This window comes from Sinorhizobium sp. CCBAU 05631, from assembly GCF_002288505.1.
Classification (GTDB): domain Bacteria; phylum Pseudomonadota; class Alphaproteobacteria; order Rhizobiales; family Rhizobiaceae; genus Sinorhizobium; species Sinorhizobium fredii_C.
In genome coordinates this window covers 498,629-520,913 of sequence record NZ_CP023063.1, presented here as the reverse complement: position 1 = coordinate 520,913, position 22,285 = coordinate 498,629, and the positions used below count along the sequence as shown (strand labels likewise).

The window sequence follows — 22,285 nt, the reverse complement described above, 5'->3', positions numbered from 1 at the left end:
ATCGGCTGATCGTCAAATCTGGGGTCGAGCCCGTCGTGTGCCGATCAGGCCGTCAGCCGCGCATGGGCGGCACGCAGATATTTGCGCAGCAACGCTTCGATCATGTCCGGACTGATCGGCTTCATGATGTGATCGTCCATTCCCGACGCTTCGCATTGCTGAAGGTCGATGTCGAGGGCTTGCGCAGTAACGGCAACGATCGGCGTGCGGCGTCCGATCTGCCTTTCCGCGTCGCGGATGGCAACTGCGGCTTCGAAGCCGTTCATTACCGGCATGGATATGTCCATGAGGATGAGAGCCGGCTGCAGCTCGTGCCAGAGATCCACCGCTTCCCTGCCATTGGCGGCAATCCGATGCGAGACTCCGAGGCCGTCCAGGATCTGGGCGAAGACGAACTGGTTGATCTGGTTGTCCTCGGCAACGAGAACCTCCACTTCGGGTGCGCCTGTCCGGACCGTCGCATCACCTTCGAAAGAGACTTCCCAATCGGCTTGCGGAAACTGCGAGCGCGGCGGCTGCCGGTCGGTGCTGGCCCGGAAGATTTCGCCGAGCAGGGCAGTTGCATCAGCGTCCGCAGAAACGTCGAGCACCGGGCAGGTCTTCCATCCCGCATGGACCGCATCCCTTGCCGGAAATACCGCGTCCATCACCAAAATATCGAGCTTCAGGCCGTGATCCTCGGCGGCGGCCGCAAAGGCTTCGAGCTCGCCGCGGTTTCGTACGGCGCAGGCATCGAGGCCAGAGCCGCGTAAGCGTGCGACGATCCGCGCCTCCATTTCGCTGTCCGCCGTCGCCAAGAGCACCCGCAGGCCGCGGGCCGGCAGCGTCTCGATCATCGAGCCGGTTTCAACGAGCTGCTGGACGTTCAGCGCCCGGAACGGATCGTAGAAATTCTGCGCCGGCGTGAAGATGCTGTAGTCGCGGATCTGCAGCCCCGAATTGCTGCCGCCATCGTCCGCGCCATGATACCAGGCGGCTATGTCGGTCACGTCGTTCATGCAGGTGACGACGAAGTGGCGCCCGGGCACGCCGACGCGATACTTGCGCGTCACCACCCACAAGTCGCTGCCATCGGCGCGAACGATGTGCTCCGCCTCGGAATGCGGCCGGCCGGTCGCCAGCACCTGCCGATCCGACTGCTCGAAGCGTTCGGCAAGCTCCGCGTCCACGACGTCCCAGGCCGACCGACCGAGGATCGCCTCCGGCGCCACGTCGTGAATGGCGCAGAAGGCACGGTTCGCGGCGATATAGTTCAGATTGCGATCCTTGACGCAGATGGGATTGGGTTGCGCATCGAGGATTTGCTCGGTGAGTTCGACCCGTTCCAGGTCGGTTTGCAGCTGTTCCTCGCGCTTCTTCTGATCGGAGACATCGCTGATCGACAAGATGCCGATGCCGCTCGACAGGCGGCGCTTGCGCAGGCAGACCCAGCGCGTACGACCCGCCCGTTCGACGCTTTCGTAGCGCTCACGCCAATGGAGGCCCATCTGTTCGGCGATCCAGTCCTCCCGGTTCGCACGCCGCCGGCTGTTTTCGGGCAGCGTTCCCGGGCGCAGGCCCGTATCGTAGACCGCTGCGAGAAAGTCGCGAAGCCGCGTCCCGGGCTTCAACAGGTGAGGCTGGACGGGGAAAAACTGCAACATCGAGGCGCTGGCATAGAGGATCGTGTCGTCCCGTCCGCAGACGAGCAAGGCCAGGCCAAGCGCATCGCAGCTCGACTCAAGAACGATCCTGCTGATGTCCGCGCCGCCCGACGCCACATCGTTCATTACTCTGCCCTCGTCTCGCCGACTGCATGGGTGTTGCAGCACCCGCGTCCTTAAGTGGCGCTGCAGCGGCGGTTTCGTTTCGGGACATGCTGGCTGGCCGTTCGTGGCACTCTTCGAGCGGGAATCGAGCGGCGTCCAGCAACGCCGCGGTGCTCCAAAGAACAAAACCCGTGATCATTCAGGTTGTTGTGGAAAATCGCAGCAGAACGTTAAGGCGGAATTAAATCGGCATCCGATTTCTGCCGATCTGCCTGGGGACGAGCACCGATTCCGGCTTTCCTCCAGCTGAAGACGCGTGAGGGGCCCTTTCCCTCTGCCGTCGAATCCTGGAAAATGGGGCCATGGCCATCAAGGAACTCTCGGAAACGCTCATCAACCAAATCGCCGCCGGTGAAGTCATCGAGCGGCCGGCCAGTGCCGCCAAGGAGCTGATCGAAAATGCCCTCGACGCCGGCGCAACCAGGGTCGAGATCGCCACGGCCGGGGGCGGCAAGACGCTGCTCCGGGTGACCGACAATGGCAGCGGCATGTCGCCCGCCGATCTCGAACTGGCGATCCGCCGGCATTGCACCTCCAAGATCGCCGATACGCTCACGGAGATCCGCACGCTCGGTTTTCGCGGCGAGGCGCTCCCCTCGATCGGATCCGTGGCGCGGCTGTCGATCACCACGCGAACGGCGGGCGCGAGCGAGGGGGCGGCGATTTCGGTGACGGGCGGCAGGACCGAGCCGGTCCGCCCCTCGCCTGCCAATGTCGGGACCGTCGTCGAAGTGCGCGACCTCTTCTTCGCTACGCCGGCGCGGCTTAAGTTCATGAAATCGGAAAAGGCCGAAGCCGCGGCGATTTCCGAAGTGGTCCGCCGCATGGCGATCGCCTTTCCGAAGGTGCGGTTCGTGCTGTCCGGTGCGGACCGGTCGACCCTGGAATTCCCGGCGACCGGCGACGACCGGCTGGCGCGCATGGCGCAGGTGCTCGGCAAGGACTTCCGCGACAACGCCATCGAGATCGATGCGGAGCGCGAAGAGGCGAGGCTGACGGGATTTGCCGGGGTGCCCACCTTCAACCGCGGCAACTCGCTGCAGCAATATGCCTTCGTCAACGGCCGGCCTGTGCAGGACAAGCTGATCCTCTCGGCCATCCGCGCCGCCTATGCCGAAACCATTCCGCAGGGGCGCTATCCGGTCGCCGTGCTTTCGATCCTGCTCGACCCGGCCTTGGTCGACGTCAATGTCCATCCGGCCAAATCGGACGTGCGCTTCCGCGACCCCGGGCTAATCCGCGGGCTTATCATCGGCGCGATCCGCGAGGCTTTGGCGCGCGGCGGCGACCGCGCAGCGACAACCGGCGTCCAGGGAATGATGCGCGCCTTCCGGCCTGGAGCGTACCGAGCCGAACCGCAGCGAGCGCAGGCGCCCTGGACGGCCGCCGCCTCGCCCTACCGGCCGACTGGGTTCGGCGAACCCGCCCGCGGCTTTGCCGAGGCCCCGCAAGCGGCGTTTGCGGATTTTTCGCAGCCATCGGCGCGCGCCGCCGCGCCGGCCGCCGAGGCGAAGGGCCCGAACGGCACGGGCGAAGCCGCCTTTCCGCTCGGTGCGGCACGCGCGCAGCTCCACGCGAATTATATCGTCGCCCAGACCGAAGACGGTCTCGTCATCGTCGACCAGCATGCCGCGCATGAACGGCTCGTCTTCGAGGCGATGCGGACGGCGCTGCACTCGCGGCCGGTGCCGGCGCAAGCGCTGCTCATTCCGGAGATCGTCGATCTTGCCGAGGACGATTGCGACCGGCTGATGGCGCATGCGGAGGAATTCCTACGGCTCGGCCTTGCGATCGAGCGCTTCGGATCGGGCGCGATCGCGGTGCGCGAAACGCCGGCGATGCTCGGCGAGATGGACGCCTCAGGACTGGTGCGGCAGCTTGCCGACGAACTGGCCGAATGGGACACGGCCAACGGGCTTGCCGGCCGCCTCGAATATCTCGCTGCGACGATGGCCTGCCACGGCTCCGTCCGCTCCGGCCGGCGCATGCGGACGGAGGAGATGAACGCGCTGCTGCGCCAGATGGAGGCGACGCCCGGATCGGGGCAGTGCAACCACGGGCGGCCGACCTATATCGAGCTCAAGCTCGCCGATATCGAAAGGCTTTTTGGACGGAGTTGACATTGCGGCGTCGCGGCCATGTTAGCGGCGGATTTCGAATTCGACTGGTCTTTTGGCGACCGGCGGGATAGATCAGGGAACGGGCATTGACGAGGCAAGCACGCAAATGATGAACCGCTTTGACGGAAATTCCTCTCGCGAAGCGAAAATTCGTTATCTCGATGGCGACTTTCAGATCGTGCTGGCCGGCTCGCATGTCATCTGTGCCACGACCGGCAAGGCTATCCCGGTGGACGAGCTTCGCTATTGGAGCGTGGTGCGGCAGGAGCCTTACATCGACGCCGCCGCCTCCCTTGAAGCCGAACGGCGTGCCGGGGCGCTGCCCGCACGACAGCCCTGAGGCATCTATTTCAAAGCCTTCCCGGTCGCATGCAGTTTGCGTGCCCGCGCCGCGACAAGCGTAGCCTCGATGATCTTGGCGGGCGCTGACGGATCGTCGAAACGCACCTCGATCTCGATGACCCGGCTGTTGGCGGCGAGTTCCGCCGCTCGCCCTTGGCCGGGCTCGAGGCGGACCATGTCCTTGGCCGTGGTCACCAGCGTGTAGCCCCGGCTTGCGGCATGATCGATGAGATCGGCGATCTCGTCCTCTGAAAAATGGTGATGATCCGGGAAACTCCGCGTCTCCTCGACGATTGCACCCGTCTCCCGGACCGTGCGATAAAACTTCTCCGGGTCGGCAATGCCCGCCCAGGCCAGGACCGTGACGCCGGACAGCGATTGATCGTCAAGCCGCACCGTGTCCCCGACATAGACGGCCTTGCCGGCGCGCGCCGCACGGCGGATCAGGCGATCGGCGGCCGGACCGTGGCCAATCTTCAGAAGCGCAGTGGCGTGGCGAAGCTGGTCGGCGATCGGCGCCCTGACCGGCCCGGAGGGCACCAGATGGCCATTGCCGATGCCGCGGACGGAATCGATCACCAGCAGGGCGAAATCGAAGGTGAGGCGAGCGCTCTGGAAGCCATCGTCCATGATGATGATGTCGGCGCCTTCGGCGGCGAGCCTGCGAGCGCCGTCGACGCGGCGGCGGCACACGACGGTCAGGGCCTCTCGCGCAAGCAGCAGTGGCTCGTCGCCGACGTCCCGGGCCCGGTGATGGGCGGGATCGACGACTGTCGTCACGTCCAGGGAGCCGCCATAGCCGCGGCTGAGGAAACCCGGCTTCAGCCCCCGCGCCTTGGCCGCCTGCGCCAACGCAATTGCGGTCGGCGTCTTGCCGGCGCCGCCGACGGTGAAATTGCCGACGCAGATCAGCGGTACGGGCGGCATAGCGCGGCGCGCCCGGTCCATGCGGATGGCGGCGACGCGGCCGTAGACCCAGGAGAAAGGCCACAGCGCGTAGGCCCGCCAATCGGCCTTTGTCCACCAGAACGGAGGCGCTTCGGAAACCATTTGAATATGCTGCCTCCGCGGCTCTTGCTGCTCCATGCGCCGCGAGGCGCTCCTGACCCGTCTCTCGCCGGCCATGGGCCGACGACGCCACAAGAGACTTCAGAATGCGAAAAAAGGCAAGCCGGTCAACGGAGTCAGAGCACTGCTTCAAGCTCGGTGATATCGGCCAGGCAATGGTCGGAAGCCCCGGCCAGCGACTGACGCGAGCCGGTGCCGGTCAGAACCGCAATGGTCAGGCCGGCGCCGGCAGCGCGGCCCATATGCATATCGTGATTGTTGTCTCCGACCACAGCCACCTGCTGAGGCGTCAGCCCGGTCGCGGCGCAGAAGCCGAGCACCATGCCCGGCTGCGGCTTGACGCCGTAACCGCTGTCGTAACCGGCAATGTAGTGCAGATAGGTCTCGAAGCCGAAGCGCTTCGCCGTCTCGCGGATGGAGCGCTCGTTGTCGCTCGAGGCGACGCCGAGACGGTAGCCCTTCGCATGGAGGGCAGCGAAAAAGGCGCCGAGGTCGGTCACCGGCACCGCATAGTCGGCGGAGCTCGCAAAAAGGCCGTCGAACAGCGCCGTCAGTTCTTCCACGGTGAACGGCGCGCCGGCCTCGACCATGCCGGTCGCAATCTCGACCGTGTTGCCGGCCGCGAGCAGGCTGTCGGGTGCGACGTGGCCCGTATCCGGGTCCATGCCGCCGGCCCGAAGCAGAATTCTTGCGAGCGCATCGTCACCCCTGGCGGCAATTCGCGCCAGTTCGTAGTTCACGGGAACCCAGCTCTTCGCGTAGTCGAGAAGCGTGCCGTCCTTGTCGAACAATATTCCGGCGATGCCGTTGCCCGCAGCCATGGTCCCATCCGTTTTCAGCTCTCGACGCGCGGCTCCAGCCGCGCCTTCACCACCAGCGGGTTAATATAGGGCTCGAGCCCCCTCATCGTCGCCGTCAATGCGCCCCGCATCTGTTGCACGGTCTCAAGCCCCGCGTCGATCATCGAGCGACGCATGTCGTCGTTGCCGAGCAGGTAGTTGACTCCCTTCGCCAGCATTTCGACGTCGCGGACGATCTTGGCGCTGCCGTTCATGGCAAGCATCTGGTAGGTCTCGCGGAAGTTCTGGACGTTGCCGCCCGAAAGTACCGCGCAACCGAGCATGGCCGGCTCCAGCGGATTCTGCCCGCCCTCGGCAAAGAGCGAACGGCCGACGAAGGCGACCTCGGTCAGCCGCAGATAGAGCCCCATCTCGCCGATCGTGTCGCCGAGAAAAATATCGACGTCCGGCGTCAGGCGATCGCCCCGCGTCCGGCGGGCAACCTTGAGCCCCTTGGCGGCCAACGCCGCTTCGACGGCATCGCCGCGCTCGGGATGGCGCGGTACGACGATGGTCAAGAGGCCGTTGCGCGGCTTGAGCGCGTGATGGACAACCCCGGCCGCCTCTTCCTCGCCCTCGAAAGTGGAGATTGCCGCCCACGTCTTGCGCGAACCGATCTGCTGCGCATAGTCGCGAAGCGCCTGCGGGTCGTGCGGCGGCGCGTCGGTATCGACCTTGAGATTGCCCGAGACCATCACCGGCAGCGCGCCAAGCGTGCGGAAGCGCTCCGCATCGATATCGGACTGGGCGATCACGAGCGCCAGGTTCTCGAACAGCGCATCGGCAAGCGACGGCCGCTTCTTCCAGCGGGCGAAGGTCCGGTCCGACAGCCGCGCATTGACCAGAACCTGGGGAATGTGGCGCCGACCCAGTTCGACGATCGTCATCGGCCAGATTTCGGATTCGGCGATGATCGCCAGATCCGGCTGCCAATATTCGAGGAAACGGCTGACGGCCGGCTTGAGATCGAGCGGCACATATTGATGGATGACAGCCTTGCCGAGGCGCTCGGCTACCACCCGCGCCGAGGTGGTCGTCCCGGTGGTCAGGACCACGGCAATGCCGCGGCGGCGGATTTCCTTTATCAGCGGGGTTACCGCGACCGTTTCGCCGACGCTCGCGGCATGAAACCAGACGAGCGGCCCGGGCGGGCGCGGCGCGCTTGCATGGCCGTAGCGCTCGCGGCGACGGGCCGGATCCTCCTTGCCCTTTGCCGCGCGCAGGGCCAGGTAGGGTCCGACGAACGGGTAGATCGCCGTGCCGAGCCAGCGATAGGTGGAAAGCGCAAGCCGTGCGCGCAGGCTGCTCATCAATGCTCGCCCTTACCCGCGCTCACAAAGACATCAATCATTTTCCGGGTCGAGCAGCCGGTGCATGTGGACGATGAAATAGCGCATATGGGCGTTGTCGACGGTCATCTGCGCCTTGGCCTTCCAGGCTACATGGGCGCTCTCGTAGTCGGGGAAGATACCGACGATATCGAGGTTGTTGAGATCGCGGAACTGCACGTCGGTGAGCGTCGTCAATTCGCCGCCGAAGACGAGGTGCAAGAGCTGCTTCTTCTCGGTATTCTGAGCCATTGTGTTCCCATTGTTCTTTGAGACGTCGGCGTTGGTTTGCGGCATTAGCACCCAAAGGTCAATGGGCGTCGAACGGCTTGGAGGCGGCGAGCAATGCAGGCAGCGCCGACCCGGATCCGGCCCCGAGAACTCCATGACTGACAATGGGGCGATTGTAGGACAGAGGCATACCGTCGAGGCCCCGGAGCGCCCCGCCGGCGCGTGCCAGAACGAGATCGGCGGCGGCCAGATCCCAATCATGCGCGTTCTTCTTGACGATCGTGCCGTCGATGCGGCCGTCGGCGATCATCGCCAGGCGGTAGGCGAGCGACGGCACGTGCGGCACGCGCGCCAGCCGATCGCGATAGGGGGCGGCAAGCCTCCCGGCGATGTCCTCGGCCATCGCCACCTGCAGCCGCTCGTTCGGCAAGGGGTCACGGACGCTGATCGCCGCATCGTTCTTGCGCGCCTCCCCGTCAAGGGTCGCCTGGTAGATTTCTCCGAGTGCCGGCGCATAGAGCACGCCCGCCGTCGGCTGGCCCCGGTGAACGACCGCAACACTGACGCACCAGAGGTCCTTGCCGGAGATGAAGGCACGGGTGCCGTCGATCGGATCGACGACGAAGACGGTGTCGCGGGAAAGGCGCGTCGCGTCGTCGTCGGTTTCCTCGGAAAGCCAGCCATAGTCCGGCCGGGCGGCGAGCAGCCTTGTCTTCAGAATATCGTTTGCGGCGAGGTCGGCCTCGCTCACGGGGGAGCGGCCCTCATTCTTCCAGCGGACGTCCACGGTCTTTCGGAAATAGCCGAGCGCCGTATCGCCTGCTGCCACCGCTGCGGCAAGGATGAGCTTGAGATCCTCGTCCCAGCTGGGTCGGGTCTGGAGGGCTGCTTCTGACATTCGACTCCTTCAGCGCCGGGACGATTCCCCGCGCCTCCAACTGGCGGAACCTACGGTCCCGCACTCAACTTCCGGCAAGCGTCATGCCCTCGATCGCGAGGGTCGGTGCGGCCGTACCGAACTTCCTGTCGATGTCGTCGGCAGGCGTCAAGGCCATGAACATGTGCTTGAGATTGGAAGCGATCGTCACCTCCGAGACGGGGAAGGTGATCTCGCCGTTCTCGATCCAGAAGCCGGAGGCGCCGCGGCTGTACTCGCCGGTCACCATGTTAACGCCCTGGCCGATGAGCTCGGTGACGTAGATTCCCGTGCCGACGCCGCGGATCAGGTCGTCGCGGGAAATCGTGCCCGGTTCGAGGGCGAGGTTGGTGGAGGCCGGATTGACCGCCGGGCCGCCACGGACGCCGCGCCCGTTGGTTTCCAGCCCCAGTTCACGCGCCGCGGACGTCGAGAGGAACCAGTGCTTCAGCACGCCATCCTCGACCATGGACAGCTTCGAGCCGGAGACCCCCTCGCCGTCGAAGGGGCGCGACGACGAACCGCGCACGATCTGCGGATCGTCCGTGACGGCAATGCCGGCCTTCATGATCTGCTTGCCCATCATGTCCCTGAGAAAGCTCGTCTTGCGGGCGACCGAGGCGCCATTGATGGCGCCTGCCAGATGGCCGACGAAGCCGCGAGCCATGCGCGGATCGAAGACGACGGTCACGTTCTTGGCGGTAGCGACCTGCCGCGGGTTGAGGCGCGCCACTGCCCGCTCGCCGGCCACCCGTCCGATATCGTCGGCGCCGCGGAGTTCGTCGAAATAGAGCCGGCTGTCATAGTCGTAGTCGCGCTCCATCCTGGTGCCTTCGCCGGCGATGGCGCTGACGGAGCGGCCGAACCGCGTCGCCATATAGGAGCCTGAGAACCCGTGCGACGTCACCAGCACGAGCCCGCCCATGCCGGCGGAAGCGCTGGCGCCGCTCGAATTGGTGACGCCGGACACGGAAAGCGCTGCCGCCTCGGCTGCAAGCGCCGCTTCGGTGAGCGCCTCGCTCGAAACCTCGCGCGTGTCGAAAAGATCCAGGTCCGGATAGGATCTCGCCAGGCGATCGGGATCGGCGAGCGAGGCGTAAGGATCCTCCGGCGAGGCCTTGGCCATCGCCACCGCGCGCTCGGCCAGGACTTTCAGATCGAAGCCCGGATTGGCCGAGACGCTGGCGACACGCCGCCCTACGAAGACCCGGAGCGAAAAATCGTCGCTTTCGGAGGCCTCCGTCGCCTCGACCTTGCCGAGCCGCACCGAAACCGAGCGGGAGCGGCCGCGTACGACGACCGCGTCCGCGGCCTCCGCACCGGCCTGCCGCGCACGGTCCACCAGTTCGGCGGCGCGTTTCTCGAGGATGGCGGAATCGATCGTCTCGGACATGATTAGGCCTTTCATTCCTGCCCCATTTATTGTGCACTGGAGCATGCATCAAGGGCATCACGATGATTCCCCTCTCCGCATAGTATGACATTCCGCCTCGCCGCGCCCGCCAAGGGCAGGTTCGAGAGCCTCCATGATGAAAGCCGCGCGCAATGCAGACACCGATCCTCTACACTCAGGCGCTGATGTTGCTCGCCGGCGCCGTCGTTGCTGCGCCGCTGTTCAAGCGTCTCGGGCTCGGCACGATTCTCGGCTATCTCGCGGCAGGCATCGTGATCGGCCCGGTCGCCCAGTCGATTACCGAGGGCGAAGAGATTCTTCACGTATCGGAACTCGGCGTCGTCTTCCTCTTGTTCATCATCGGCCTTGAGTTGAAGCCGTCGCGACTGTGGCAGATGCGGCGCGACATTTTTGGCCTGGGCACGGCACAAGTGGTGGCGACAGGCCTCGTTCTGTCTTTCCTCATCGAGTTCTTCGGCCTGCTCCCTTGGGCCGGCAGCGTCATTGCCGGCTTCGGCCTGGCGCTTTCGTCGACGGCCTTTGCCATGCAGATCCTCGAAGAGAACAACGATACAAACACCCGCTACGGTCAGCGCGCCTTTTCCATCCTCCTGCTCCAGGACCTGGCGATCGTTCCGCTACTCGCCTTGATCCCGTTGATGGCGACGCGCGCGCCGGAGGCGACAACAACGCCGTTCGAAGACTTCGCGATTGCGATCGCCGCGATTGCCGCTCTCTATGCGGCTGGCCGCTATCTGCTCAATCCGCTGTTCCAGGTGATCGCCCGCACAGGGGCCCGCGACGTGATGATCGCCGCCGCGCTGCTCGTCGTCATGGGAGCGGCGACGATGATGCAATTGGCCGGCCTTTCGATGGCGATGGGCGCGTTCCTTGCAGGTGTGCTGCTGGCGGAATCCTCCTACCGCCATGAACTCGAGGCCGACATCGAGCCGTTTCGCGGTATCCTTCAGGCGCTGTTCTTCATGGCGGTCGGACTGTCGCTGCAACTCGGCGTCGTCGCCGAGAACTATCTCTTGATCCTTGTCGCCGTGCCGCTGCTGATGGCGGTGAAAAGCCTGGTCCTCTACGGCCTTTGCCGCGCGACCGGTTCTCACCACAATGATGCGGTGCGCATCGGCCTGCTGCTGCCGCAGGGCGGCGAATTCGGCTTCGTGCTCTTCACGGCCGCCGCTGTTGCCGGCGTCTTCACCCAAGGCCTCGCCTCCCTGCTCGTCGCAATCGTCACGCTTTCTATGGCCTTGACGCCGGTTGCAGCGCTCATTTCGAGGCGGCTGCTGCGCGAACAGGATGATCTGGAAGACGAGATGGAGGAGAATTTCGAAGGCGCCGGCGCCGACGTCCTGATGATCGGCTTTTCGCGCTTCGGGCAGATCGCCGCTCAGATCCTTCTGGCCGGCGGCCGCGACGTGACGATTATCGACCATTCCGCCGCACGCGTCCGCCAGGCTGCGACCTTCGGCTTCCGCATCTACTTCGGCGACGGTACGCGCCTCGACGTCCTGCGGGCGGCCGGCATCGAGAAGGCGAAGATCGTCGCGGTCTGTACCCAGAAGAAGGAGATCACCGACAGGATCATCAGCCTCGTGCAGGCGGAATACCCGAACGCCCGGATCTTCGCGCGTTCCTACGATCGCCTGCATACGCTGGAACTGCGCGCCCAGGGCGTCGAATACGAGTTGCGCGAGACTTTCGAGTCCGGGCTGCTGTTCGGCCGCAAGACGATCGAGGCGCTCGGCGTCAACGGCGAGGAGGCGATCGCCATCATGGACGACATCCGCCGCCGCGACGAGGCGCGGTTGGTGCTGCAGGAGGCCGAGGGCATCACGGCAGGCCGCCACATGCTGCATTCAGAGCCGGTGCGTCCGGAACCGCTGGTCAAGCCGAAGCGGGACGTCAACCACACGGCGGAGACCGAGGAGCGGATCCTGCCCCAGCTTCCGGCGGCAGAGAATGGACGAGCCGGCGAAACGCTGGCCGGTGCCGACTGAACCGGAACGCGGTGGGGCGGGCGGAAATCAGCGATTCGCTTGCCATTGCTCGATCCGCTCGGAGAGCGCCCGCTTCAAATGCTCCTTCGTGGCAGCCGTCGCCGCGAGCACCTCGCGGGCACGCAGGAAATCCAGGGCACGGAAGCGGCCGACATCCGGGCGGAGCAGAATGTCGGGGGCGCCGGCCTTCATCTTCATGGCGATGATCGACTGCATCATCAACTGGCTCGCGCCGAACAGGGTGTCGATGCGGCTCGGAATCGTCTTGCCGTCCCCATCGGGACCGCCGACGACATCGACGGCGATGACGATGTCGGCGAGGTCACGCAAGTGGTCGAAGGGAACCGGATTGTACATGCCGCCATCGATCATCACGCGGCCCTCAATCTTCACCGGCGTGAAGATCGCCGGCAGGGCGCAGGAGGCGGCGATCGCTTTGTGCAGGTCTCCCTGTTCACAGACGCGCTCGGTTTGCCCGTAGTAATCGGTCGCGGTGACTTTCAGCGGTATCAGCAGGTCGGAAAAGTGTGGCGGGATCGCCTCCGGCAGAAAGGCTTTCAGCACCCGTTCAATGTTGAATTGTCCGAGGCGGAAGCCGCTCGACACGGCTTCCGACAGGCTGCTCGGCCGAAGCTGCCACAGCCGGTTCAGAATTTCGCCGCGATTGCCGACGGTCGCAAACGTGTAGTCCCGGATCTCCTTGCCGGTCATGCCGGCCGCCATGCCCGCGCCCATGATCGCGCCGATCGACGAGCCGGCGATCGCCGCAGGCCGGATCCTCATCTCGTCCAGCGCCGCGATGACATGGATATGAGCAAAGCCGCGGGCACCGCCCCCGCCAAGCGCAAGCGCGATCGTCGGCTCGTCCCTGCCGTCGGGCCTGTTGCGCTGCGCAGATACGTGCTGCTCCATCGATGCTCTCCGTTCCGTCTGCGCCGCTACAGCGGTGCCAAAGGGCGGGATCAGGCGGGTCTCACCGCCCGCCCAACTTAGATCAGGCGCCTAGAAATCGGTAGAAATGCATTCGCGTATCGCCGAAGGCGCGATCGTCGAGCTGCTCGAAGGCTGCGGACAAACGCGGCCGCACGTCGCTCCGCTCTTCCAGCACCACGAGAGCGCCGGGGACGAGCCATCCGCCGGCCACGGCCGACTCCAGCGCACGTTCTCCGAGACCTTTTCCATAGGGCGGATCGGCGAAGACGAGATGAAAGGGCTCCATCGTGCCGACCGAGCCGAGATCGACCGCATCGCGGCGAAAGATCTTGGCGCGGCCTTGCAAGCCGAGCGTTTCGATATTGACGCGGATGAGCCCGCGGCCCTCGACCCCCTGTTCGACGAAGAGCGCCTGGCGGCAGCCTCGCGACAGGGCCTCGAGTCCGACTGCACCCGTGCCGGCAAAAAGATCGAGGACCCGGGTGCCGTCAAGCGCCTCGGGATAGCTGTGGCCGAGAATGTTGAACAGGCTCTCGCGCGTCCGGTCGGTGGTCGGCCGGATGTCGTTGGACTTGGGGCTCGCGAGCGTGCGGCCCCGAAACTCTCCGCCGACGACGCGCACGGCCGGTTACTTCCCCTTGCCGCGCGGCCTGCCGCCGCCCGTGCGACCGCCGGGCTTGCTGCCGGCAGGCTTGCCTCCACCCGGTCTGCCGCCACCGGGCTTGCCGCCGCCAGGCTTGCCGCCACGCGGACCACCGGAACGCTGACCGAAGGACTTCCCTCCCGCCGGCTTGCCGCTGGCAGGCTTTCCACGAGGATTGTCGCCGAAGGGGCGATCTCCGCCTTCGCGGCCCTCGCGGACATCGTCCTTGCGGCGGCTTGTCGGCGGCTTCTCCGAAAATGCGCGATTGTCGCCGGCGGTCCGTGCCGGACGCTCGCCACGAGGGCGCTCGCTGCTCTCGCGACGCGGCGGGCGATCGCCGTGATCCCGCGATTTCCGCTCGTTGGGATCGAAGGGCCGGCGCCGCTCGAAACCGCCGTCGCGGGCATCGTCTTTGCGGCGGACCGGTTCGCTGGCGCTGATCCAGTCGCCATCCTCATCGGCGCGTTTGACCGGCGGACGCGGGGCGCGGTCCGGCCGAGCAGCACCCTTGCCGGCACTTGCCTTGCGGTCGGGATCGAACTTTGCCGAAGTCTTCGTGGCCGCGCCATCCTTCGTGCGGCCGTAACGCTTAGTCTTCGGCGCACCCTCCGGGCGCTCGCGACGGGCGGGTTTCGGCGAAGCATCGTCCTCGGCCGCCTTCGGCTTCTTTTCGGCGACTGGGCGGGCACCCGGGGCCATCCAGACATTCGCCGTGCGGCTGCGTTTCGCCGGCGCCCGGGCCGGGCGATCCTCGAATTTTTCGCGGGGACGATCGCGGCGATCGCGGGAGCGGCCGTCGTCACGCTGGGTATCAAGGCGAGCAAGCGCCCGTTCGCGCTTGTCCTCGGGCTTTTCACGCCAGGCGCCGCGTTCCGGCTTGCCCTTTTCAGGAATGTCCTCGCTGTGGACCTCCCTCTCCTCTGCGGCGGGCTGATCATTGTAGAGCGGCGCGTCGAAATTCGCCTTCGCTTCCGCGATCAGGCGCGGACCGAGCTGATCCCTGAGCGTGCGGCCGCGGATTTCCTGGACGTGCCCCTCGGGCAGTTCGCCGAGTTGGAACGGGCCATAGGAAATGCGGATCAGGCGGTTCACGTCGAGGCCGAGCGCCCCAAGCACGTTCTTGATCTCGCGATTCTTGCCTTCGCGCAGGCCCATGGTGATCCAGACGTTGGAACCCTGGACCCTGTCGAGCGTCGCCTCGATCGCACCATAGAGGACGCCGTCGACGGCGATGCCATCCTTCAGACGATCGAGTTCCTGCTGATCGATGTCGCCATGGGCGCGGACGCGGTACCGCCGCAGCCAGCCGGTGGCCGGCAATTCGAGCGCGCGCGCCAGCCCGCCGTCGTTGGTGAGGAGCAGCAGGCCCTCTGTATTGATGTCGAGGCGGCCGATCGACAGCACCCGCGGCAACTCGTCCGGCAAGTTGTCGAAGACGGTGGGACGGCCTTCAGGGTCGGCGTTGGTCGTTACCAGGCCGGCCGGCTTGTGATAGAGCCACAGGCGCGTCCGCTCGATGCCGCGGATCGGATGGCCGTCGACCTCGATCCTGTCGGCAAGCGTCGCATTGACAACCGGGGTTTCGAGCACGACACCGTTAAGCTTGACGCGCCCTTCCATGATCATCCGCTCGACGTCGCGGCGCGAGGCGACGCCGGCGCGCGACAGGATCTTCGAGATGCGTTGCGGCTCGTCGGCGCCGACGTCGGCTCCCGGCGCCGCGCCCTTGCCGGGCCGTGCCACGTTGGCCTTCTTCTCGCCTGAAGGAAAATTGCCTTTCCGACCTTTTCCCTTGCCGGGCCCGGTGGACTTGTCTTTGGATGTCATTTCTGTTGCCTGCCTTTTGCGGCTGTCCTATCAGGTCGAAGGCCACGGGTTAAGAGAAATTATGAGCAAGTGATGGCGGAAACGACGCGCTACATGGATGCGGCGCTAGACGAGGCCCGGAAGGCGGCGGCGCGCGGCGAAGTGCCGATCGGCGCCGTCGTCGTGCTCGACGGCGAAGTCGTCGCTGCGGCCGGGAACCGCACGCGCGAATTGCGGGACATTACGGCCCATGCCGAGATCGAGGCGATCCGCCAGGCGGCGGCCGCCGTCGGCGACGAGCGGCTCTCCGGCGCCGATCTCTATGTGACGCTCGAACCCTGCACCATGTGCGCGGCGGCAATCTCGTTTGCCCGCATACGCCGCCTCTACTACGGCGCCGAGGACCCGAAGGGCGGCGCCGTCGAAAGTGGCGTCAGGTTCTATGGCTCGCCGACCTGCCATCATGTGCCGGACGTCTATTCCGGCCTCGGCGAACGCGAGGCGGCCGAGCTGCTTCGCGGTTTTTTCGCCGCCCGACGATGATAGCAACAGTCAGCTGGAGGCGAGCGCCTCAAGCTCCTTGCCCGTCAGCCGGTAGCGCGTCCACTCCGAGAGCGGCTCGGCGCCGATCGCCTCGTAGACACGGATCGCCGGCTCGTTCCAATCGAGAACGCTCCACTCGAAGCGGCCGCAGCCCTCGGCAAGCGCGATACGGGCCAGGTGCTTGAGCAGCATCTTGCCCGCTCCCGAGCCGCGGTGCTCGGGCGTAACATACAGATCTTCAAGATAGAGACCCTTGCGCGCCTGCCAGGTCGAATAGTTGTAGAACCAAATGGCGAAGCCGGCCGGCGCGCCATCGACCTCGCAGATGATCGCCCGGCTGACCGAGCCGGTCCCGAAGAGCGAATCCGTCAGAAGTTCGACAGTCGCCTCGACCTCGTCCTCGGCCTTCTCATAGATGGCGAGGTCGGTGATGAAGCGCAGGATCGTTGCCGCATCGGCCGGGACCGCATCGCGAATGCTGATGGCCATGGCTTAGAACGGCCAGTACCACTTGCTGCCACTGTTGGCGACTTGCGCCGCCTTCTTGCGCCGGCGCTCCTTGTCCTTCTCCGGCTCGCCGAGATCCGTTTCCGAGGCCTCGGGCAGCCGGCGATACTCGAGCGGCGGGTCGCTCAGGAAACGGCGCTTGTCGGAATAGGCGCCCATCTCGATCTTGCGGGCCTCGCGATAGGCCGCCTGCTGCTCCTTGGCAGAAAGACGGCGGCCGTTGGCGCTTGCCTTGGCAAGCGGCGAGACGTAGTTCGGATTGTTCTTGTTGGCGTCGGCCTCTTCGCGCAGGCGCTCGCGCACCTCCTCGGGGGACTCGACCCACTCGGGATTGGTTTCGCGACTTGCGAGCGACTGCTGCGGCTGGATGAGCGAAGCCTGCTCTCCCTGCGGCGGCAACACCAGGCCGGCGCGCGGCTGGTACTTGACAGGATCCTTTTTCGGCGGCGCCAGGCTGATGGCGCTGCCGAGATCGTCGACGAGCTGTTCGCCGGCCGTCTTGTCCGTGCCGTAGGTCGGGCCGCCGATACAGCCGGAAAGCGCCAGGCTCCCCGCCACGACAGCAGCAATGCTCGCAGACACCCGCAACGCTCGCGTCATTTCCATAAAGTTCCCTTAAGCCCCGCCGCACCGCGCCCGCCGCGGCCATTAAACGCCCCCATGGCGGAAAATTCCGCCAAATTTCGGGCAGGTTGTACCGGATGAATGCGCCAAGCGCAATTCACCCGGGACGTTCCATCACGCTTTGAAGCCAAGTTCCCTCAGTGCGGCGGCGTCGCGGGCCGACACTTCCGGATAGAGCGGATCGGAGCCGACATCCGTGGTGATCCGCCAGGAGCGAGCGCATTTGCGGCCTTCGGCCAGCCTCGGCACGACGCTGACCTTCGCCACTTCCGGCAAGGTAAACGCGCCTTCCGGCCCCTCGGCGTCGTCGATCCCGATCGCCGAGGTGATGCAGATCTCGGCAAAATCCTGGCCGTCAAGGGCGGCCTTCAGATCCGGATCGGCGACGTGGACGAGCGGAGCGGCTTCCAGGGAGGAGCCGATGCGCTTGTCCTTGCGCTCGATCTCGAGCGCGCCGGTGACGACCTTGCGCACTTCGCGGATCTTCCGCCATTTCTCGGCCAGCGCATCGTTGCGCCATTCCGCCGGCACAGGCGGGAATTGCTCGAGATGCACCGAGAGGGCTTCCGGGTTACGGGAAAGCCAGGCTTCCTCGGCGGTGAAGGGCAGCATCGGCGCGAGCCAGGTCACCAGGCAATCGAACAGCGTGCGGATGACGTGCAGCGCGGCGCGGCGGCGGAGCGACGAAGGCGCATCGCAGTAGAGCGCGTCCTTGCGGATATCGAAATAGAAGGCCGAAAGTTCGACATTCGAGAAATCGATCAGCGCGCGGGCGATCCGCTTGAAGTCGAAGGCGTCGTAGCCTTCGCGCACCAGCCGGTCGAGTTCGGCAAGGCGATGCAGCATCAGCTGCTCGAGCTCCGGCATCTCGGCAAGCGCGATCACTTCGCCCTTGTCGTGGGCGAGCGTGCCGAGCATCCAGCGGACGGTGTTCCTGAGCTTGCGGTAGGCATCGATGTTCGTCTGGATGATCGTCTTGCCGAGGCGCTGGTCTTCCCAGTAGTCGGTGGTCATCACCCACAGGCGCAGGATGTCGGCGCCGGCATCCTTCATCACTTCCTGCGGCGTGACCGTGTTGCCCTTCGACTTCGACATCTTCTCGCCCTTCTCGTCCATGGTGAAGCCATGGGTGACAACGGCGTTGTAGGGCGCGCGGCCGCGGGTCGCGCAGCTTTCCAGCAGCGAGGAGTGGAACCAGCCGCGGTGCTGGTCGGAACCCTCGAGATAGACATCGGCCGGCCATTTCAGATCTGGACGGTCTTCGAGCGTGAAGGTGTGGGTCGAACCGGAATCGAACCACACGTCGAGGATGTCCATGACCTGGTTCCAGCGGGCATGGTCGTGGTCGTTTCCGAGGAAGCGTTCCTTCGCTCCCTCAGCGAACCAGGCATCGGCCCCTTCCTTCTCAAAAGCCTCGAGGATCCGCGCATTGACGGCGTCGTCGACGAGGATTTCACCCTGCTCATCGGCGAAGACCGCGATCGGCACGCCCCAGGCGCGCTGGCGCGACAGAACCCAGTCCGGGCGCTGCTCGATCATGGCGCGCAGGCGGTTCTGGCCGGCGCCCGGGACGAAACGGGTTTCGTCGATGGCGTTGAGCGCCCGCGAGCGCAGCGTCGTGCCGTCGCCGAAGTCCTTGTCCATATAGACGAACCATTGCGGCGTGTTGCGGAAGATGACCGGCTTCTTCGACCGCCAGGAATGCGGATAGGAATGCTTCAGGCGTCCGCGGGCAAAGAGCGCATGGCGGGCGATCAGCGCCTTGATGACGCGATCGTTGGCGTCGCCCTTCTTGCCCTTGTCGTCGATGACGCGACCGGCGCCGCCTTCGGCGTCCGGGCCGAAGCCGGGCGCATCGGCGGTGAAATAACCGGCATCGTCGACGGTGAAGGGGATCGCAGAGGAGATGCCGCGCGCTTCGAGTGCCCGGGCGCCGTCCATCCAGGCATCAAAGTCTTCGCGGCCGTGCCCGGGCGCGGTGTGGACGAAGCCGGTGCCGGCATCGTCGGTGACGTGTTCGCCGTCGAGCAGCGGCACCTTGAAGGCGTAGCCACCGCCGAGGCCGTGCAGCGGGTGCAAGCAGGTGACTGCCGCAAGCTCTTCGGCTTCGATGTCGCGGATGAAGCTGAAGGTGACCTTTGCCTTGGCGGCCGATTCCTCCGCGAGGCGCTTGGCGAAGATCAGCTTTTCGCCCGGCTGCGGACCGTAGTCGTTTTCGGCCGTCGCGACTTCATAGAGGCCATAGGCATAGCGCGACGAATAGGCGACCGCCCGGTTGCCGGGAATCGTCCAGGGCGTCGTCGTCCAGATGACGACAAAGGCGCCGGCAAGCGCATCCGGGCCCTCTATCACCGGGAACTTCACCCAGATCATGTCGCTTTCGACGTCGGCATATTCGACTTCGGCCTCGGCGAGCGCGGTGCGTTCGACAACCGACCACATCACCGGCTTCGAGCCGCGATAGAGCTGGCCGGCCCGTGCGATCTTCATCAATTCGCCGGCGATACGCGCTTCTGCATGGAAGTTCATCGTCGTGTAGGGATTGTCGAAGTCGCCTTCGATGCCGAGGCGCTTGAATTCCTCGGTCTGCACCTGGATCCAGCCGCTGGCGAAATCACGGCATTCCTTGCGGAACTCGTTGACCGGGACGTCGTCCTTGTTGCGGCCCTTCTCGCGATATTTCTCCTCGATCTTCCATTCGATCGGCAGGCCGTGGCAGTCCCAGCCCGGGACGTAATTGGCGTCGAAGCCGCGCATCTGGAACGAGCGGTTGATGACATCCTTGAGGATCTTGTTGAGCGCATGGCCGATATGGATGTTGCCGTTCGCATAGGGCGGGCCGTCATGCAGCACGAACTTGTCGCGGCCGGCAGCGGAGGCGCGAAGCTTCTTGTAGAGCTCCATCTTCTGCCAGCGGGCAACGAATTCCGGCTCCTTCTGCGGGAGGCCGGCGCGCATCGGAAATTCGGTCTGCGGCAGGTAGAGCGTCGAGGAGTAGTCGATCTTTTCAGCGGTCTCTGTCATGGTCTTTTGCATTCGTCTTTTCCGCGCGGATTGTCACGCAGGCGGAAGGGTTCGGTCTCTCGAAGATGACTGGAAGGGCGTGAAACGCCGAAATCCCGGACCTCCCGGCACGCTCTAGCGCGCGCGGAAAGCCGGGCCAATAATTCGCTGATCGATGGTCAATCGACGATGCCTGATCATAATGGCCGGTTGTTTAAGGCGTTTTCGCCCTTTTGAAAAGGTCCGCGAGCGCAGCAGGGCGCGATTCTTTAGGCCCGGTGCACCCGCCGCTTCAGACGAAATTGATATGGCGGTCGATGTCGCTCAAGGGCCGCACGCCGGAAAGAAGGGCGCGCGCCTCCTTCTCGTCCTCCCTCATCTGCACCATCAGGGGCTCGAGCCCGTCGAACTTCACTTCGTCGCGAAGGTGGCCGAAAAAGGAGACGGCGCAGACCTCGCCGTAAAGGTCGCCGGAGAAGTCGAACACGAAGGTCTCCAGCAGCGCTTCACCGTCGCTGTCGATGGTCGGGCGGCGGCCGAAGCTTGCAACCCCGTCGTAAAGCGAACCATCCCAGCGGCGGAACCGCACCGCATAAATGCCGCTCCTGAGTTCGACTTCGGCCGGCAGGCGCATGTTGGCGGTCGGATAGCCGAGCGTGCGCCCGAGCTTCTTGCCGCCGATCACCTCCGCTTCGACCGTGTAGCGGTAGCCGAGCAGGCCGGCGGCATGCGCGACGTCGCCTTCGGCAAGCAAGGAACGGATGAAGCTCGAGGAAATGACCGCGGCGTTCTCGTCGCGGAAGGCATCGACCAGCGTCACGCCGAAGCCTTCCTGGGCGCCCGCCGCCATCAGGAAGGCCGGGCCGCCCTCGCGTCCCTTGCCGAAATGAAAATCGAAACCGGTGACGACGTGCGATGCGTGCAGCCATTCGCGGAGAATGCGATGGATAAAATCGGACGCCGAAAGCTCGGAGAAGGTCCGGTCGAAGGGATATTCGATCACCGCGCCGAAACCCATCCCCTCGAGGATGCGAGCCTTCAGCGGCGCAGGCGTCAGGCGGAAGACGGGCTGGTCGGGCCGGAAGACGGTGCGCGGATGCGGTTCGAAGGTCAGCACAAGGCCGGGAACGCCCCTGCCCTTTGCCTCGTCGAGCGCGCGGTTCAGCACCGACTGATGGCCCCGGTGGACGCCGTCGAAATTGCCGATCGCGATCACGCCGCCGTGGAGGCGCTCGGGAAGCGGATCACGGGTCTCGTTGCGATGAAAAACCGTCATTGCCGTCTCCCTGTCAGGCGAGCCGGGGCATCCAGCACTTCGGCGTCGCCCCTTCCTTTTTCAGGAAGGCGGCAAGCTTCGCCTCGTCGGTGCGGCTTTCGTGCATGTATTCCAGCGCGTGGATGCCGGCGCTGATATAGAGCAAATCGAAACCGGCGTCCTGCGCCCCCTTCACGTCGGTCGGCATGCCGTCGCCCACGGCGATGACCCGCGCGAGATCGAAGGCACCTCTCACCACCTTCGCTTCGGACAGCGCGGCACGGTAGATCGCCTTGTAGGGCTTGCCGGCAATGCGCGCCTCGCCGCCGAGTTCCTCGTAGAGCTTGGCGATTGCGCCCGCACAGGGGATCAGCCGATGGCCGCGTTCCACGACGAGATCGGGATTGGCACAGATGAACGGGATTTTCCGATTGGCAAGCCCGCTCAGCGTGGCGCGGTAGTGTTCGGGGGTTTCGGTCTCGTCGTCGTAGAAGCCAGCGCAGACGATCGTCTCGGCCTCTTCCGCCGAAACGATCTCGGTGCCCAATCCTTCGAGCAAGGGCAGATCGCGATCGGCGCCGATGAAGAAAATCCGCTTCTCGGCCGAGGCGATCAATGCCCGCGTGACGTCGCCAGAGGTGACGATCCGGTCATAGGCTTCATCGGGAACGCCGAGGCCGCGGATCTGCACCTTGACACTCGGATGCGGCCGCGGCGAATTGGTGATGAGGACGACCGTCACCCCTTGAGCGCGTGCCTCGGCAAGCGCCTCGCAGGCGGAGGCGAAGGCCTGAACGCCATTGTGAAGCACGCCCCAGACATCGCAAAGCACCACGTCGTATCGGCTGGCGATTTCCCGAAAACTGTTGATCCTGACGGCCATCCTGGCTTCCTACAAACTCGGCTTCCCGGCTGAC

At 65.3% G+C, this 22,285-nt stretch carries 19 protein-coding genes; 4 read left to right on the top strand and 15 right to left on the bottom strand.

What is annotated here, in order from left to right:
* Positions 1–44 precede the first annotated feature (44 nt).
* The gene (locus tag SS05631_RS02430; protein ID WP_037413279.1) at positions 45–1,769 is read right to left on the bottom strand and encodes a response regulator; all 1,725 of its coding nucleotides are present in this window, start codon (positions 1,767–1,769) and stop codon (positions 45–47) included.
* A 341-nt stretch (positions 1,770–2,110) separates the two neighbouring features.
* Here SS05631_RS02430 and mutL point away from each other — a divergent pair, with 341 nt between their 5' ends.
* Positions 2,111–3,928, top strand: coding sequence for a DNA mismatch repair endonuclease MutL (mutL, locus tag SS05631_RS02425; protein WP_037413278.1), 1,818 nt, complete (start codon positions 2,111–2,113; stop codon positions 3,926–3,928).
* Between the two features lie 106 nt (positions 3,929–4,034).
* Positions 4,035–4,268, top strand: coding sequence for a DUF2093 domain-containing protein (locus tag SS05631_RS02420; protein ID WP_037413276.1), 234 nt, complete (start codon positions 4,035–4,037; stop codon positions 4,266–4,268).
* A gap of 5 nt (positions 4,269–4,273) precedes the next feature.
* Here the strand turns inward: SS05631_RS02420 and lpxK are convergent, their stop codons facing one another.
* The 6 genes from lpxK to SS05631_RS02390 form a co-directional block, all read right to left on the bottom strand.
* Positions 4,274–5,320, bottom strand: coding sequence for a tetraacyldisaccharide 4'-kinase (gene lpxK / locus SS05631_RS02415; protein WP_037413275.1), 1,047 nt, complete (start codon positions 5,318–5,320; stop codon positions 4,274–4,276).
* Between the two features lie 134 nt (positions 5,321–5,454).
* Positions 5,455–6,159 (bottom strand): HAD family hydrolase, encoded by a 705-nt coding sequence (locus SS05631_RS02410; protein WP_037413274.1) that lies wholly within the window; start codon positions 6,157–6,159, stop codon positions 5,455–5,457.
* Positions 6,160–6,173: 14 nt separating this feature from the next.
* Complete coding sequence (gene waaA / locus SS05631_RS02405; protein ID WP_037413273.1) at positions 6,174–7,487, bottom strand: lipid IV(A) 3-deoxy-D-manno-octulosonic acid transferase; 1,314 nt, start codon at positions 7,485–7,487, stop codon at positions 6,174–6,176.
* Positions 7,488–7,520: 33 nt separating this feature from the next.
* Positions 7,521–7,757: a DUF4170 domain-containing protein gene (locus SS05631_RS02400; RefSeq protein ID WP_037413271.1), complete on the bottom strand. Its 237-nt coding sequence runs from the start codon at positions 7,755–7,757 to the stop codon at positions 7,521–7,523.
* Between the two features lie 58 nt (positions 7,758–7,815).
* A complete protein-coding gene (locus tag SS05631_RS02395) occupies positions 7,816–8,634 on the bottom strand; it encodes a 3'(2'),5'-bisphosphate nucleotidase CysQ (RefSeq protein WP_037413270.1) in 819 nt (272 codons plus the stop codon).
* 64 nt (positions 8,635–8,698) lie between these two features.
* On the bottom strand, positions 8,699–10,045 hold the full coding sequence (locus SS05631_RS02390) for a TldD/PmbA family protein (RefSeq protein WP_037413269.1): 1,347 nt from the start codon (positions 10,043–10,045) through the stop codon (positions 8,699–8,701).
* A 152-nt stretch (positions 10,046–10,197) separates the two neighbouring features.
* Between SS05631_RS02390 and SS05631_RS02385 the strand changes: the two genes are divergently transcribed.
* The gene (locus SS05631_RS02385) at positions 10,198–12,054 is read left to right on the top strand and encodes a monovalent cation:proton antiporter-2 (CPA2) family protein (RefSeq protein WP_037413268.1); all 1,857 of its coding nucleotides are present in this window, start codon (positions 10,198–10,200) and stop codon (positions 12,052–12,054) included.
* A gap of 27 nt (positions 12,055–12,081) precedes the next feature.
* On the opposite strand, the gene SS05631_RS02380 is transcribed toward SS05631_RS02385, so the two are convergent.
* The 3 genes from SS05631_RS02380 to SS05631_RS02370 form a co-directional block, all read right to left on the bottom strand.
* A complete protein-coding gene (locus SS05631_RS02380) occupies positions 12,082–12,966 on the bottom strand; it encodes a patatin-like phospholipase family protein (RefSeq protein WP_037413267.1) in 885 nt (294 codons plus the stop codon).
* Positions 12,967–13,048: 82 nt separating this feature from the next.
* The gene (gene rsmD / locus SS05631_RS02375) at positions 13,049–13,609 is read right to left on the bottom strand and encodes a 16S rRNA (guanine(966)-N(2))-methyltransferase RsmD (protein ID WP_037413266.1); all 561 of its coding nucleotides are present in this window, start codon (positions 13,607–13,609) and stop codon (positions 13,049–13,051) included.
* A 6-nt stretch (positions 13,610–13,615) separates the two neighbouring features.
* On the bottom strand, positions 13,616–15,457 hold the full coding sequence (locus SS05631_RS02370) for a pseudouridine synthase (protein ID WP_037413265.1): 1,842 nt from the start codon (positions 15,455–15,457) through the stop codon (positions 13,616–13,618).
* Positions 15,458–15,529: 72 nt separating this feature from the next.
* On the opposite strand from SS05631_RS02370, the gene SS05631_RS02365 reads away from it, so the two are divergent.
* Positions 15,530–15,979: a nucleoside deaminase gene (locus SS05631_RS02365; RefSeq protein ID WP_037413264.1), complete on the top strand. Its 450-nt coding sequence runs from the start codon at positions 15,530–15,532 to the stop codon at positions 15,977–15,979.
* A gap of 9 nt (positions 15,980–15,988) precedes the next feature.
* On the opposite strand, the gene SS05631_RS02360 is transcribed toward SS05631_RS02365, so the two are convergent.
* From SS05631_RS02360 to SS05631_RS02340, 5 genes are all read right to left on the bottom strand, one after another.
* A complete protein-coding gene (locus SS05631_RS02360; RefSeq protein ID WP_037379067.1) occupies positions 15,989–16,468 on the bottom strand; it encodes a GNAT family N-acetyltransferase in 480 nt (159 codons plus the stop codon).
* A 3-nt stretch (positions 16,469–16,471) separates the two neighbouring features.
* Positions 16,472–17,092: a hypothetical protein gene (locus SS05631_RS02355; RefSeq protein ID WP_037413263.1), complete on the bottom strand. Its 621-nt coding sequence runs from the start codon at positions 17,090–17,092 to the stop codon at positions 16,472–16,474.
* Between the two features lie 132 nt (positions 17,093–17,224).
* Positions 17,225–20,134, bottom strand: coding sequence for an isoleucine--tRNA ligase (gene ileS / locus SS05631_RS02350; RefSeq protein ID WP_037413369.1), 2,910 nt, complete (start codon positions 20,132–20,134; stop codon positions 17,225–17,227).
* A 271-nt stretch (positions 20,135–20,405) separates the two neighbouring features.
* Positions 20,406–21,389 (bottom strand): bifunctional riboflavin kinase/FAD synthetase, encoded by a 984-nt coding sequence (locus SS05631_RS02345; protein ID WP_037413262.1) that lies wholly within the window; start codon positions 21,387–21,389, stop codon positions 20,406–20,408.
* Between the two features lie 13 nt (positions 21,390–21,402).
* On the bottom strand, positions 21,403–22,251 hold the full coding sequence (locus SS05631_RS02340; RefSeq protein ID WP_037413260.1) for a TIGR01459 family HAD-type hydrolase: 849 nt from the start codon (positions 22,249–22,251) through the stop codon (positions 21,403–21,405).
* Between the last annotated feature and the right edge of the window lie 34 nt (positions 22,252–22,285).

Coding starts and splice junctions, on each gene's coding strand:
- SS05631_RS02380 (WP_037413267.1), bottom strand. CDS start 12,966: ATGGAGCAGCACGTATCTGCGCAGCGCAACAGGCCCGACGGCAGGGAC.
- lpxK (WP_037413275.1), bottom strand. CDS start 5,320: ATGGTTTCCGAAGCGCCTCCGTTCTGGTGGACAAAGGCCGATTGGCGG.
- waaA (WP_037413273.1), bottom strand. CDS start 7,487: ATGAGCAGCCTGCGCGCACGGCTTGCGCTTTCCACCTATCGCTGGCTC.
- SS05631_RS02390 (WP_037413269.1), bottom strand. CDS start 10,045: ATGTCCGAGACGATCGATTCCGCCATCCTCGAGAAACGCGCCGCCGAA.
- SS05631_RS02340 (WP_037413260.1), bottom strand. CDS start 22,251: ATGGCCGTCAGGATCAACAGTTTTCGGGAAATCGCCAGCCGATACGAC.
- SS05631_RS02370 (WP_037413265.1), bottom strand. CDS start 15,457: ATGACATCCAAAGACAAGTCCACCGGGCCCGGCAAGGGAAAAGGTCGG.
- SS05631_RS02355 (WP_037413263.1), bottom strand. CDS start 17,092: ATGGAAATGACGCGAGCGTTGCGGGTGTCTGCGAGCATTGCTGCTGTC.
- SS05631_RS02365 (WP_037413264.1), top strand. CDS start 15,530: ATGGCGGAAACGACGCGCTACATGGATGCGGCGCTAGACGAGGCCCGG.
- SS05631_RS02360 (WP_037379067.1), bottom strand. CDS start 16,468: ATGGCCATCAGCATTCGCGATGCGGTCCCGGCCGATGCGGCAACGATC.
- SS05631_RS02385 (WP_037413268.1), top strand. CDS start 10,198: ATGCAGACACCGATCCTCTACACTCAGGCGCTGATGTTGCTCGCCGGC.
- SS05631_RS02400 (WP_037413271.1), bottom strand. CDS start 7,757: ATGGCTCAGAATACCGAGAAGAAGCAGCTCTTGCACCTCGTCTTCGGC.
- SS05631_RS02345 (WP_037413262.1), bottom strand. CDS start 21,389: ATGACGGTTTTTCATCGCAACGAGACCCGTGATCCGCTTCCCGAGCGC.
- ileS (WP_037413369.1), bottom strand. CDS start 20,134: ATGACAGAGACCGCTGAAAAGATCGACTACTCCTCGACGCTCTACCTG.
- SS05631_RS02410 (WP_037413274.1), bottom strand. CDS start 6,159: ATGGCTGCGGGCAACGGCATCGCCGGAATATTGTTCGACAAGGACGGC.
- SS05631_RS02420 (WP_037413276.1), top strand. CDS start 4,035: ATGATGAACCGCTTTGACGGAAATTCCTCTCGCGAAGCGAAAATTCGT.
- SS05631_RS02395 (WP_037413270.1), bottom strand. CDS start 8,634: ATGTCAGAAGCAGCCCTCCAGACCCGACCCAGCTGGGACGAGGATCTC.
- SS05631_RS02430 (WP_037413279.1), bottom strand. CDS start 1,769: ATGAACGATGTGGCGTCGGGCGGCGCGGACATCAGCAGGATCGTTCTT.
- mutL (WP_037413278.1), top strand. CDS start 2,111: ATGGCCATCAAGGAACTCTCGGAAACGCTCATCAACCAAATCGCCGCC.